The organism is Caballeronia sp. LP006 (genome assembly GCF_031450995.1).
Taxonomy (GTDB): domain Bacteria; phylum Pseudomonadota; class Gammaproteobacteria; order Burkholderiales; family Burkholderiaceae; genus Caballeronia.
The window spans coordinates 2,735,450-2,748,860 of sequence record NZ_JARTVW010000005.1 but is presented as its reverse complement, the minus strand read 5'-3'; the positions used below and the strand labels follow the sequence as shown (position 1 = coordinate 2,748,860).

The 13,411-nt window shown below is 60.0% G+C and carries 9 protein-coding genes; 8 read left to right on the top strand and 1 reads right to left on the bottom strand.

Features of this window, described 5'->3' with window-relative positions:
- The first annotated feature begins 111 nt into the window (after positions 1-111).
- The 7 genes from P9250_RS29365 to P9250_RS29335 all read left to right on the top strand — a co-directional run bounded on the left by P9250_RS29365 (position 112) and on the right by P9250_RS29335 (position 8,568).
- Positions 112-1,827 carry a hydrolase gene (locus P9250_RS29365; protein ID WP_310396593.1) on the top strand — a complete coding sequence of 572 codons (1,716 nt, stop codon included), beginning with the start codon at positions 112-114 and terminating at the stop codon, positions 1,825-1,827.
- A gap of 84 nt (positions 1,828-1,911) precedes the next feature.
- Entirely contained in the window at positions 1,912-2,913 is a 1,002-nt protein-coding gene (gene pseB / locus P9250_RS29360; protein ID WP_310396591.1) for a UDP-N-acetylglucosamine 4,6-dehydratase (inverting), read from the top strand.
- Entirely contained in the window at positions 2,913-4,076 is a 1,164-nt protein-coding gene (gene pseC / locus P9250_RS29355) for a UDP-4-amino-4,6-dideoxy-N-acetyl-beta-L-altrosamine transaminase (RefSeq protein WP_310396918.1), read from the top strand. The genes pseB and pseC overlap by 1 nt, the downstream gene beginning before the upstream one ends.
- Positions 4,077-4,236: 160 nt before the next feature.
- Positions 4,237-5,343 carry a UDP-2,4-diacetamido-2,4,6-trideoxy-beta-L-altropyranose hydrolase gene (gene pseG, locus P9250_RS29350; RefSeq protein WP_310396589.1) on the top strand — a complete coding sequence of 369 codons (1,107 nt, stop codon included), beginning with the start codon at positions 4,237-4,239 and terminating at the stop codon, positions 5,341-5,343.
- Positions 5,344-5,417: 74 nt separating this feature from the next.
- Positions 5,418-6,479 carry a pseudaminic acid synthase gene (pseI, locus tag P9250_RS29345; RefSeq protein WP_310396587.1) on the top strand — a complete coding sequence of 354 codons (1,062 nt, stop codon included), beginning with the start codon at positions 5,418-5,420 and terminating at the stop codon, positions 6,477-6,479.
- The gene (locus P9250_RS29340) at positions 6,476-7,288 is read left to right on the top strand and encodes an AAC(3) family N-acetyltransferase (protein WP_310396586.1); all 813 of its coding nucleotides are present in this window, start codon (positions 6,476-6,478) and stop codon (positions 7,286-7,288) included. Before pseI ends, P9250_RS29340 begins: the two co-directional genes overlap by 4 nt.
- Positions 7,285-8,568, top strand: a complete 1,284-nt coding sequence (locus P9250_RS29335) for a DUF4910 domain-containing protein (RefSeq protein ID WP_310396584.1) — start codon at positions 7,285-7,287, stop codon at positions 8,566-8,568. Before P9250_RS29340 ends, P9250_RS29335 begins: the two co-directional genes overlap by 4 nt.
- A 12-nt stretch (positions 8,569-8,580) precedes the next feature.
- Here P9250_RS29335 and P9250_RS29330 read toward each other — a convergent pair whose 3' ends face one another.
- On the bottom strand, positions 8,581-10,989 hold the full coding sequence (locus P9250_RS29330) for a hypothetical protein (RefSeq protein WP_310396582.1): 2,409 nt from the start codon (positions 10,987-10,989) through the stop codon (positions 8,581-8,583).
- A gap of 259 nt (positions 10,990-11,248) precedes the next feature.
- On the opposite strand from P9250_RS29330, the gene P9250_RS29325 reads away from it, so the two are divergent.
- Positions 11,249-12,625, top strand: a complete 1,377-nt coding sequence (locus P9250_RS29325) for a DUF2142 domain-containing protein (RefSeq protein WP_310396580.1) — start codon at positions 11,249-11,251, stop codon at positions 12,623-12,625.
- The last annotated feature ends 786 nt before the right edge of the window (positions 12,626-13,411 follow it).

Below are 13,411 nucleotides of genomic sequence, written 5' to 3'. Positions count from 1 at the left end.
AGTCACGTGGAAGCCTCGGCCAGGTAAGGAGCCAAGTCTGGTCATCACAAGGAATCTATGCTAAGTGATTTGAAAAAGCGCATCGCAGAAGCGGACGCCGTATCGTTCGACGTGTTCGATACGCTTTTCCTGCGGCCCCTGAGCGACCCGGAGGATTTGTTCGACATCATCGGCGAGAAACATAGCATCGCCGGTTTCAAGCGGCTGCGTCGCGAAGCTCAGGCAAAGGCCTTCCAGCGCATGCAGCGCGACGGGAAACGTGAGATCACGCTCGACGGCATCTACGATTGCCTGGATGAACTACCGGTGCCTGCATCGCAACTGCGCGACGAAGAACTGCAGCTGGAACTTGCGCTGACGATTCCGAATCCGCGATTGATCGACGTCTTCAAGGAGACGCTCGCGCAGAAGCGCGTGGTCATCACGTCGGACATGTACCTGCCGCGCGCGTTCTTCGACGAACTGTTCCGTCGGCATGGACTGCAGCCTCCGGCACTTTTCATTTCATCGGAGCGAAATGCGACCAAACGCGATGTCGGTGAGCTGTTCGACATTGTTGCGAACGATCTTGATGTCGAGCACGCGTGCCTGCTTCATATCGGCGACAACGCGATTTCCGACATCGAGCGTGCGAAAGAGAAGGGGCTCGCCACGTATCACTACGTCGATTGGGCGTCGCCGGTGAAAACGACAGGTGGCGGTGCGTCCGCATCCCTTGCGAGCAATCTGTATCGCGTGCTCGAACGCGCGCCAGCGCGCGGAACCTTCGCGGAACTCGGGTTTCGATTTGGTGGCCCGGCGGCGACTGGCTTTCTCGACTGGATCGCGCGGAAGTCCAGGGAAGATCGTATCGATCTGATCCTCTTTGTGTCGCGAGACGGGCACATTCTCGAACGACTCGCATCCAGCCTCGGCGCCGGGCAATTACCGGAATACGCGTATTTCAAGGGGTCGCGTGTTGCCTTCACGATGGCGGCCACCGACGACGCCAACTTTGATTCGCAGATCGATTTCTTTCTCGCCGGGTCGCACGGGCTTAAGCCGTTCGAAGTGCTGGAGCGAATCGGCATCGAGCCTCCTGCCGATTCGGTCATGGACGATCTCGGACTGGGTGCGGCAACGACCGTGAGCGATGCCAACATGAGCCGGATGCGCGACTTCCTGAGCGCGTATCGGGCGACTATCCTGCAGGCGTGCAGGCGCAACCGGCGAGGCCTGCTTCAGTATCTGATTCAGGCCGGCGTCAAGCCGGGCATGCGGGTCGCGATGGTCGACGTTGGCTGGAACGGCACAACGCAGGAAGCCCTGGACATGGCGCTCGCGAAGCTCATGGACGTGCAGCTGTATGGGTACTACCTGTGCCTAAACGAGTCAAAGGAATGCCTGCGCCGTAAGGCGAAGCTGCGTATGGATGCGCTATTCTCGAACGCGTCGATCGGCGCAAGCCGCGTGACGCGCGTCTATGAGAATCGGGTCGCTGTGGAGCTGTTTTTCTCAGCGCCACATGATGCCGTGATCGGCTATCAGCCGTCCTTCAACGGCAGCGTTGGTGTGATCGAGGATCCGGGGCGCTCCGCCGTCGACCATCACGCGCAGGTGTCTATTGAGATCGGCAATGCGATCGCTGACTTCGACCAGGGATACCGCGCGCTATGCCGTACGATTGGCGTGAAGCCGGACCCGCTGGCAACTGCAATTCCGCTCGCCGATTTCGTGGAGCGCATTGATCAGGATGCCCTGCGGCTGTTGTCATCGGTCGAAAATTTTGACGCGTGGGGCAGTTCACGTAACCAGCGCGTTGCGCTGTCAACTTACATCGTCACGTAGAGGCCGGCTTTCGCCGCTCGCGCGCTCCGAAGCACGCGCGCGCCGTCTGCCTCAATCAGTCTATTTGCGCAGGAAGGCTTTGCTGTGTTTAATGATAAATCGATTCTGATCACTGGAGGAACGGGCTCCTTCGGTAAAAAGTCTGTACGTACGATCCTTGCCCGGTTCAAGCCGAAGCGCCTGATCGTTTTCTCGCGTGACGAACTCAAGCAATTCGACATGCAGCAGGAATTCAACGATCCTTGCATGCGCTATTTCATCGGCGACGTGCGCGACGCGAACCGCCTCGTACAAGCGACGCGCGGCGTTGATTTCATCATCCACGCCGCGGCGCTCAAGCAGGTACCGGCTGCTGAATACAACCCGACCGAATGCATCAAGACCAACATCGACGGTGCGCAGAATGTTATTCATGCCGCGCTCGAAAATGAAGTCGAAAAGGTCATCGCGCTGTCCACCGACAAGGCCGCAAATCCGGTGAATCTTTACGGCGCGACCAAGCTCGTGTCGGACAAGCTGTTCGTGGCCGCAAACAACATGTCCGGCGGACATTGCACCACGTTTTCGATCGTGCGCTACGGTAACGTCGTGGGCTCGCGCGGCTCGGTGGTTCCGTTCTTCCGCAAGCTGATTGCGGAGGGCGCGACGGAACTACCGATTACTCATCCCGAGATGACGCGGTTCTGGATCACGCTCGACCAAGGAGTGGAGTTCGTGCTCGAGAGCTTCCGGCGCATGAAAGGGGGGGAGATTTTCGTGCCGAAACTGCCTTCGGTGCGAGTGGTCGACCTTGCCCAGGCAATGGCGCCGGATCTCTCGCAGAAGACGATCGGCATCCGTCCGGGAGAAAAGGTCCACGAAGTGATGTGCCCGTCCGACGACTCGCATCTCACGCTGGAATTTGCCAACCATTACGTGTTGCGCCCTACCATCCGCTTCACGCGAGTGGACAACGATTTCACGGTCAATATGCTTGGAGAGAAGGGCGAGGCGGTCGCGGAAGGATTTGAGTACAGCTCAGGCATCAACGGCCATTTCCTGTCCCTCGACGAAATTCGGCAATTCAATCGCATCGCGGGGGCATGATGATTCCTTATGGGCGTCAAGAAATCACGGAGGCGGATATCGAAGCCGTCGCCACCGTGCTGCGCTCGGATTTTCTCACGCAGGGGCCTACGGTGCCCGCGTTCGAGCACGAGGTTTCGCTGATAGCGAACGCCCGTCATGCCGTGGCCGTAAACAGCGCCACGTCCGCGCTCCATATCGCCTGCGAAGCGTTGGGCCTTGGCCCCGGCGACTGGCTATGGACGACGCCGATCACGTTCGCCGCGTCCGCCAATTGCGGCCTTTACTGCGGCGCGAAAGTCGATTTCGTCGATATCGATCCGCGAACTTACAACATGTCCCCTGTGGCGCTCGAAGCGCGGCTCGTCGAGGCGAGCAAACGCGGAGTGCTGCCGAAGGCGGTCGTCCCTGTGCATCTGTGCGGGCAGCCGTGCGACATGGCAGCGATCCATGCCTTGAGTCGGAAGTACGGCTTTCGGATCATCGAAGACGCGTCGCATGCTATCGGGGGGCGCTATCAGGGCGACCCGATCGGCAACGGACGATACTCCGACATCACGGTGTTCAGCTTTCATCCGGTGAAGATCGTCACGACGGGGGAGGGCGGCGTGGCGGTCACCAACGACGATGCGCTCGCGCAGCGCATGCGGCTCACGCGCAGTCACGGCATTACCCGCGAACCCGCAGAGATGTCGAAGGCGCCGGATGGGCCGTGGTATTACGAGCAGATTGCCCTCGGCTTCAACTATCGGATGACCGACATCCACGCGGCGCTTGGCGTCAGCCAGATGCATCGGCTTGATGCCTATGTTGCCCGCCGTCACGAACTCGCGCGGCGCTATGACGCATTGCTCAGCGATCTGCCGGTCGTCACGCCTTGGCAGATGCCCGGCACGTATTCGGGGCTGCATCTGTACGTCGTGAGGCTTGGTGAGACCGGAAACGACGGCGCAAGTCGCCGACGCGTCTTCGAGCAATTGCGCGCGGCGGGCATTGGCGTGAATCTACATTACATCCCGGTTCATCTGCATCCCTATTACCGTGCGATGGGCTTTGCGCCGGGCGATTTCCCCGAAGCCGAGCGGTACTACCGCGAAGCGATCAGCCTTCCGATGTACGCGACGCTTACCGAGGCGGATCAGGACCGCGTTATCGCGGCGCTGGCCGACGCGATGCGGTCATGAACGTTGCAATGATTTTGGTGTGTCCGGCACGCGGCGGCGGCAAGTGCATTTTGCCCGATGATCCGCCCGCTCATAACCTGCACCATAATGCGCAGGACGTCCACGTGCTCCGGACACGGGCGCACGCGGACATCGCGCATCGTGTCGTCCGGCAACTGCGATGAGCGCTTTGCGAGTCGTCTTTCGCGTCGATGCATCGCTCCTGATCGGAAGTGGCCACGTAATGCGCTGCCTCACGCTGGCCGACGATCTCCGCACGCGCGCCGCTGAAGTGCATTTCGTCACGCGTGCGCATGCAGGACATCTTCAGGATGTAATCCGGGCGCGTGGCTATTCATGTCACGCCCTGGCGGCAACGTCGTCGCCCATGAGACACGACCTTCAAGTGAGCTGGCTCGGCTGCGGCTGGCATCAAGATGCTGTCGAAACCGCCGCGGTGCTTGAGCGGCTGGGCGTCATCGAATGGCTAGTCACGGATCATTACGCAATCGACGCGGCCTGGGAACGTGCGATGCGTCCGGATGCAGCGCGCATCCTGGCAATCGACGATCTGGCCGATCGTCCGCATGACTGCGACCTGCTGCTCGATCAGAATGTGCTGGATGCCGGTTCGTCGCGCTATAGTGACCTCGTGCCGGGGCATTGCGTGCGCTTGCTCGGGCCGCGCTATGCGCTTTTGCGTCCGCAATTCGCGCACGAACGGAACACGCAGATGCCGGACGCTGGAAGCGACTCGCGTTTGCTCGTGTTTTTCGGCGGTGTCGATGCAACCAACGAGACCGGGAAGTTTCTCGATGCCTGGTGCGACAGCCGTCCCGCAGGCTACGTAGCGGACGTGCTGGTCGGCATCGCCAATCCTCGCCGTGGCGACATCGAGGCAATGGCGTCCCGGATGGCGGGCGTGCGCGTGCTGGGTTATGTCGGCGAGATGGCTCCACTGATGGCGCGCTCCATCTATGCGTTCGGTGCATCGGGTTCGACCGTCTGGGAGCGTTTTTGCGTCGGACTGGACAGTTGCATCACCTCGGTCGCGGACAATCAGCGCCAGATAGCGCAGTCGCTGGTCGCACTCGACCTGGCGGATTACGCAGGAAGCTGGGAAGCGACGGACGCGCGCACTTACGCAATGGCGCTCGATGCACTCGATTCGCGCCTCCAAAAGCGTATGGAGCGGAGGCGTAAAATCATGCAGATCGTCGATGGAGAAGGAACTCGCCGGGTCGCGTCGCTCATGCTGAATGACGCATCCGGCCACTGCATCGTTTAGGCTGCAAGCATATTTTCCATGCGCCGTGCGACGACGGCGCCGCGCTCGAAACCGGGAACCGTTGGGAGTAACAGATGAAAATAGGTGCCGTTGAGATACGCATTGACGGGAGACACATCGGCGCGGCGCATCCGCCCTTTGTGATCGCAGAAGTGTCGGCCAATCACAATGGACGGATGGAGACCGCCATAGAGATCATTCGGGCCGCCAAGGCGGCGGGCGCCGACGCGGTGAAGCTGCAGACCTATCGCCCTGACACCATCACGTTGAACAGCCACCTTCCCGACTTCATGATTCACGGCGGCCTGTGGGACGGCAAGCGCCTCTACGATCTCTACGAGTGGGCGCAAACACCGTGGGAATGGCACAAGCCACTGTTCGATGCGGCCAGGACGGAAGGTGTGGTCATCTTCAGTTCTCCATTCGATTATACGGCCGTCGATCTGTTGGAAGACCTCAACGCACCCGCGTACAAAATTGCCTCGTTCGAGGCGATTGATCTGCCGTTGATCCGGTACGTCGCCAGTACCGGCAAACCGATGATCATCTCGACGGGTCTTGCCGACGCGGAAGAGATTCTCGAGGCCGTCGAGACGGCGCGCGCCGCCGGATGCCACCAACTCGCGCTGCTCCATTGCGTGAGCGGTTATCCCGCGCCTGCTCGGGATTACAACCTCCGGACCATCGCGGACATGGCGAAGCGATATGGCACCGTGATCGGCCTGTCGGATCACACGATTGACAACGCGACTGCGGTAGCGAGCGTGGCGCTCGGAGCGTCATTGATCGAGAAGCACGTGACGCTGGATCGCCGTGGCGGCGGTCCGGACGACAGTTTCTCGCTCGAGCCTCCCGAGCTTGCGTCATTGGTGCGTGATGCGCGCATCGCGTGGGAAGCGCTTGGCATCGTCGACTATGGCGTGAAGGAAAGCGAAAAGGGAAACAAGGTCTTCCGACGTTCGCTGTATGCCGTCAAGCCCATCCGCAAGGGTGAGCTCTTTACCGGGGATAACGTTAAAAGTATCCGGCCGGGCTTCGGCCTCGCACCGAAGCATCTCGATGCACTGCTCGGACGCGCCTCGCCTTTCGATTTCGCGCCGGGCGAGCCGATCACGCCCGCGGCGCTCGGCCAATGACGCAGCCAGCACGCGGTGCGGACAGAGGGCCGTTGCGAGACGATCTGCTCGAAGTGTGGTGCTCGGCCGGGCTCGCATCCGGCGATACGGTACTTGTGCACAGTTCGTTGCGAAGGCTCGTACGAAGCCGCGCGCGGGAAGGGCGCCCATGCAGTGCGCGGGACGTGCTCACATCGCTGCTTGCGGTGCTGGGCGAAGATGGCACCTTGTTGCTGCCGACATTCAATTTCGATTTCACTCGGGGTGTGCCGTTTGATCTTGCGTCGACCCCGTCGCAGATGGGCGCACTGACTGAAGCAGGGCGCATGCATCCACAAGCGGTGCGGACCGGGCATCCCATCTATTCGTTCGTGGTGCTCGGCGCGAAAGCGGAACTGTTCCGTCACACCGACAACGTCTCCGGTTATTCGGACGACTCGCCGTTCGGCATGTTGCGACGACTTGACGGCAAGATCGCCGTGCTCGATCTCCCCGATCAGAACAGCATGACTTTCTATCACCACGTCGAAGAAGTGCTGCGGGTGCCATATCGGTATTTCAAATCGTTCACCGCTGAATATTGCGGTGCGGGCCGCGCTTTGACGACGAAGACGTATCGCGTCTATGTGCGCGACATCGAGCAGGGCGTGTTGACGCACGTCGATCCGGCAGGCGAGATCATGTGGCGCGAAGGGTTGTATGCGGGGGCACGCCCCGGGACGGGCAATGGCGTGCGCTCCGTGCGCGCACGGCGTATGTTCGATTTTGTGGCGGACGTCATCCAGACGGGCAAAGCCGAAGGGCTGTTATACACACGAGAGTCTCGATGACTGATCTTGGTCACGAAATGCATGATCTCGCCCGGCGGCTCTGGCCGATCTGCCGGAGCATCATGGGTCCCGGCGTGCGGGAAACGCTCGGCACGCTGAAGGAATTTCTGCCCGGTTTGCAAGTGCATGCCGTCGCGTCCGGCACGCGCTGCTTCGACTGGACGGTGCCAGACGAGTGGCGCATCACCGATGCCCATGTGATCGGTCCCGATGGCAACAAGGTAATCGACATGAAGCAGAACAATCTGCATGTCGTTGGCTACTCGCTCCCGATCGATACGGAAATGTCTCTCGACGAGCTCCAGCGACATCTCCACTCGTTGCCCGACCAGCCAGATGCGATTCCTTACGTCACCTCGTACTACCAGCCGCGGTGGGGTTTTTGCATCGCTGATCGAGCGCGTCGTGCGCTGGCAGAGGGGCAGTATTGCGTGCGCGTGGAGAGCGAACTCGTGCCTGGCGAGCTCAACTATGGAGAGCTGATCATTCCGGGCGAGACGGATGACGAGGTTTTTCTGTCGACATACGTTTGCCATCCGTCAATGGCGAACAACGAGTTGTCCGGGCCGGTCGTTACGACGTATCTGGCGCGCTGGCTGATGTCGCTGCCGCGTCGCCGATACACCTACAGGGTGGTCTTCGCGCCCGAGACGATCGGTGCGTTGTGCTACCTCTCTCGGCACCTTGATGCGCTCAAGCGCAATGTCAAGGCGGGCTTCATCGTCACCTGCGTGGGCGACGACCGGGCGTACTCCTATTTGCCGTCACGCGCCGGCGACACACTTGCGGACCGCGCGGCGCAGCATGCGCTTGGCTGCATCGATCCGGCTTTTGTCCGCTATTCCTTTCTTGATCGCGGCAGCGACGAACGTCAATACTGCAGCCCGGGCGCGGACTTGCCGATGGCCACCATCATGCGGTCGAAGTATGGCTGCTACCCCGAATATCATACGTCGTTGGACGATCTCGATCTGGTCACGCCAACAGGCCTTGTCGGCGGCTATAACGCGCTGAGCGCTGCGATCAGGGTCGTCGAGCGCAATCGCGTTCCACGCGCAACGACAGTTGGCGAGCCGCAGTTGGGTCGGCGTGGCCTCTACCCGACGCTCAGCGTCAAACGATCCGGAGACGGCGTACGCACGATGATGAACGTGCTCGCGTACGCGGACGGACGGCACACGCTTCTCGATATTTCGGAGAAGATCAACGCGCCATTTGATGAAGTCGACGCGTTGTGCACCCTGCTGGAGCAGCACGAGGTGATCACGTGCACGATATGAACGGCATCGCAGCTACGCTGTTGGAAGTTCAAGTGGAAAGAAGCTGGCGTCGTTGAGCTCTGCATAAAGACGAATTTTTCGAACGTCGGAATGCGCCGGAACATGGCAACGTATGGCAAAGCCGGAATACTCGAGCCGCGGATTGTTGAAGGCCAGCGCGACATCGTTGCGCGCTACCGTTGGCCGTCTCGAACCCAGCCAGTTCGACGCGTCGAACAGGTGAATGCGCACCACTTCAATGTCTCCTGCGAGCGCGGCGGCCCATCCCTGCACGACGATGTCGCGGCCGTCCGGAGAGATCGACACGAGATCGACATGACCCGCCACGTCGACCTGGGCCTGTGCGAGAGCGTCCGCGTTGGGGTGCGGGCCCGACGCTAAAGGCGCAGCGTCGTTCGGTTTCGGAAGCGGCCGAAGGCGGTCGAGCCACTGGAACTTCGTGCGTCGGCCCAGCGCATATTCGAGGCCGGCCTGGACGACGTCTTGAGCCTTGTCGAACGTGGGTTGTCGATCCTTCCTGATGAATGCTTCTTGTCGCCGGATGAGCGCCTCACGCTTGCCGGTGTCAAACAGAACCGTTTCGATGGCAGGCCAGAGGTCTGCGTCGCGCTCAACGAGGTCCACAACCTTGGCCGGCAGGTCGGGCTGCAACGAAAGCGCAGCGCACGTCTGCACGTGAACCAGCGGAACGGACTGATCGAAGACTTCGAAATAGGCGGTCGTGGGAACATTTGCTCCGACGACGCAATCGGCGAGCGCGATGCAATCGCTGAAGCTGAGGTTGTTCGTGAGTACGTGGCTATGCGCAGGAAAGTTCGCGAGCGTCTCGTAGATGATGGGATCTTCACCGACCGGCGCAGGCTTTGCGCGCACGAGGAGCAAGATACGGTCGGCCAGATGAGCGGGCACCGCAGCCATCGCCGACAGCGTTGCGAAGTGCGGTGCAAGATCGGTGAACGGAACCGCGTGCAGTTCGAGCGCATTGGTGAGCAGCAGCACGACCTTGCGATCGCCGGCAATGCGGCGTACATCGGCCACGGCCTCATCTGAGCTTTGCGGAGCGAGCGCATTGCGGAAATTAACCGGACTTCTGGTTCCGGTGACAACGATCTTTGCCTCGCGATCGTACTCCTTGAGCCTTCGCGCACAACTCTTCGACCACGCGAATGCGAAATCCGCATGTCTCGGCGATAGCCAGTTCGGGTCGGCGGGCCAGCCGGAATGCTGTGTCACGACGATTTTCGTGCCATGCTTGCCGTAGACGTGTGCAAGGATTGCACCTTCGGCCGTGAAGTGCTGGCAGTGAATGAACAGATCCAGCGGGTGGGTGTCGGCAAGCATCCTTGCCTGTCCGATCATGTTCGCATAGCCGAGCCAGCGCGTCCGGAAGATGTGTTCGAATTGAAACAACATATGCGGGTTGTCGATGATGCACGCCGGCAAAGAACTTGATTTGCGCCTTTCGATGAAGTGTTCGAAGAGTGCGGAGAGCTCTTCCGCATGCGCGGATCGGCCCTCGCCAGTCGCGGAAGACAGACGGCAGACCTGCTCGCTGTCGCTCTGCGACAATGCACCGAGGGCCGGCGCTTCCCATAATTCCGACGGAAAGAGCACGACGTCGCATCTGAGCCTGCTCAGAGCGCCGCGAAGATCCTCCGCGTTACGGATGGTCGCGGGTGCAAGCCCCACGCGCGGTTTGCCGGGATGCAGCACGGCTCGATTCACTGTGGTGTCCTGCTGAACCGAGGCGACGTTGCGGCGTGGCAGGATGTGCCGCCGGAGTTCCGGCGCCTCAATCTTTCGGAACTCACGCCCTAGACGGGCGCAGACCCACGCTGCAAGGGCGGCGGTCACATCCGAGTCGAAATAGAAATCGAGCGGCAGCGGCGTATCGCCAGTGATTGCGTAGAACGTGCTGATCTCGGGATGTCTGGCCACCAGCCGCTCAAGCAGGCCTGCAATGTGTTCGGCGTGAAGAAAGAAGAGGAATTGATTGGGCGCGTCGAGCTCGGCGATATCAATGTTTCCAACACGATATTCGAGTTGCATCTCCGTCAGCCAGCTTCGCGACTGATGCAGCGCGCGACCGTGGTAATTCGCATTGCAAGCTGCGAAGTCGAGCGCGTCGTAATATCGGGCAAGCCGCTTGTGTCCGAGGCGAACGCCTGCCGCATACGCATGGAGCGACAAAGGCAGTATCCACGCCTCCTGGAACGCGCGGGGCGCCTTGTCTTTAATGAAGCCGGCTTGCGTGCCGTCCACCGGCAGAAAGGCATCGCGCGCCGTGAACGTGGTGTGTTGGAGTTCCGAGGACGACAGATTCATTGATCTAATTTGATACGATGTCGCGAACCGCTCATGCCGACGCGTGCGGCTGTCTGCGCACTCATTATTGGAATCGCTATTTCCTTGCAGGCTCAAGGTGATAGCGTGGTGCTCGAACGGAACACGGATCGCGTAGATCCGAGTGTCGAACTGGCAAAACCAGCGCAAGTGAATCGTGGAATACGCAATCAGCCGGATTATTGACAGTTGCGAATTTTGCTAAGTATTATAATACGCGCTGATCGAAGACAGCAGCGCTCGCGAAAAGTAATGGAAAACGATGGAAAGTAACGAGAAGGGACAAGTTCACATTTGGCCTTCGAATGCCTCGCCTGCAATAGCGTCGAGGTCGCCGTTGGGGCTCCTGTACCTCATCTATGCCCTCATGATGGGCGCTTTCCTGTTGTACACTACGCCCCCCCTGCAAACACCGGATGCCATCGCGCATTTCTTCCGCGCGATTCAGGTGGCCGATGGCCATGTCTTTGCAGAGAAATTCGATGGAACGGCGGGCGGTAAGATAGACGTGGCGGCCGTTAAATTAGCTGTCCTGTATAACCCGATGGCTTTTCATCCTGCAGTGAAAGAAACGGCAACGCTTCGTGCGCAGTCGGCTTTGTTACGCTGGGGCGAGCCGCGAGTCAAAACGCCGTTCCCAAATACCTCGATGTATCCGGCGTTCAGCTATCTCCCGCAAGTCTTGGCCATCGGTGTCGGAAGGGCGGTCGGCGCGAGCGTCCGGGACACGTACGTACTGACTTGCGCTTTCGGGCTTCTGTTCAGTGTGGCGATCACGGCGTTAGCCATTGGCCTGGCGCGCCGAACATCGCTTATCCTTTTTGCCGTCGCGCTCCTTCCAACCACGTTGATGATCGACTCGTCCGTCAGTCAGGAGGTGACCGTCTTGCCGGTCTGCATACTTATTGTGGCGATCATCGATCGGTTCATCACCGATCAGCGTCCAATGACCGGGCGCTGGATGGCCTTACTCGTCGCGATGTACGTCATCACTGCTTCTGCGCGGCCTCCGTACGCCGGGCTCATTTTGCTGTGGTTTCATCCGGAAGTGGTTGTTTCACGCGACCAACGTTACGGCGCCGGGCGGCGCCTGACGCTGGCAGCCATCTCGGCGATGTTGTCGGTGATCTCCATCGTCACGTTCGGGCATTTCGGTCTCGTCGAGTTCGGACCGCCGCACTCGACCAAAGGTCAGCTTCTGCATGTGCTGCAGCATCCCGGCTTCCTGCTGCAGGTCGCATTCAACACGTTGTCGGTGCAGGGCCCCTTCTACGTGCACAGCTTCATTGGAGCGCTGGGCTGGCTGGATACCTATTTCGATGGTGCTTTTTACCTCGCCGTGCTGCTGATGTTACTTCTGGCGATCGTCGCTTCGTGCCTCTACGCGTATCCAAAGGCGCAACGGACGCCGGCGGGAGACCTCGTGACTGTGGCGGCGGGATCTAGCTCGACACTGCTGATCTTCGCTTCGCTTTATCTCGCGTGGAGTCCAGTAGGAGGTTCCGTGGTCGAAGGCGTGCAGGGTCGATACTTTCTGCCGCTCGTCGGGCTGATCGCGCTCATCGTTCCTCAATTTTGCGTACGGACGACCGCTGCGGCGAGCGGCTCCGCGGAGCGTTGTAGAGCGGTCCTCATTTTTCTCATCGCCGCCTTCCCCTTCTACACCGTCGCCCGGCTAGTGCCAATCGTGGTCGAGCGCTACTATTTACATTGAGGCGCGGCGACAGACGCAGATAGCTTCGCAGCGGCCTTATCCGGGTTCGGCAATGCGTTCGAGAACGTGCGTTTGTCGCCGGGTCGCCGCCGTACGGCACGTTTCTGATGTCGCCTTCTTTCTCGACAATCGCAAACCAACCGATGGGGATCGTCGCTTCGGGGTCGATTTAGTCATCGGTTTCCTCGTTACAAACCTTGATGACGTGTTCGAGTATGGGCGACAGAGACTCGAGTTGCCGCGTCGCTATGCGTTTCGAAAGTTCCCTGTTGATGGCATCGAGCAGGGAACGCACTTGCGCCACACACCGAATTCGAGCTCGGCACGACACTGATGCGATTGAATCCCGCATCCTTCAGCCACGCCGACAAGCTATAGCGCGTAGGACGCGGGAAATCGTACGGCTGCTCGTGTCGCAGACGTGAACGGAACCTACATGTACATCCGACCTCCCGGGCACAGTGCGGAAACACTCTTTGAAGAACAGTTCCGAATAGCGGACGTGTTCGAGCACGGAGGTGGGGATGATGCAGCCGACGGACTCGGTTCTTGCGGGAATACGCTCATCGATAGGATGAAGGAAGTCGTTTTTCCATCGCCTGCATGTTTTTGAACGCTATTCCGGCAGGATGCTCCTGTGTGAGATAGACCGCCTCGTCAAAAACGGCCGATATCGCTGATGGCCGGCGCCCGCGTCAAGCACCGGACGATTCAGCATGAACTGGCGTGCGCTTAAAGGAAATTCGAACGTGGCTCTTGAGTGAAGCGAGGCCCGCCCGCCCAGTG

What these genes read in the sequence shown, in the direction of transcription:
- pseC (WP_310396918.1), top strand. Translation starts at nt 2,913, where the DNA reads ATGATTCCTTATGGGCGTCAAGAAATCACGGAGGCGGATATCGAAGCC.
- pseG (WP_310396589.1), top strand. Translation starts at nt 4,237, where the DNA reads ATGAGCGCTTTGCGAGTCGTCTTTCGCGTCGATGCATCGCTCCTGATC.
- pseI (WP_310396587.1), top strand. Translation starts at nt 5,418, where the DNA reads ATGAAAATAGGTGCCGTTGAGATACGCATTGACGGGAGACACATCGGC.
- P9250_RS29340 (WP_310396586.1), top strand. Translation starts at nt 6,476, where the DNA reads ATGACGCAGCCAGCACGCGGTGCGGACAGAGGGCCGTTGCGAGACGAT.
- P9250_RS29335 (WP_310396584.1), top strand. Translation starts at nt 7,285, where the DNA reads ATGACTGATCTTGGTCACGAAATGCATGATCTCGCCCGGCGGCTCTGG.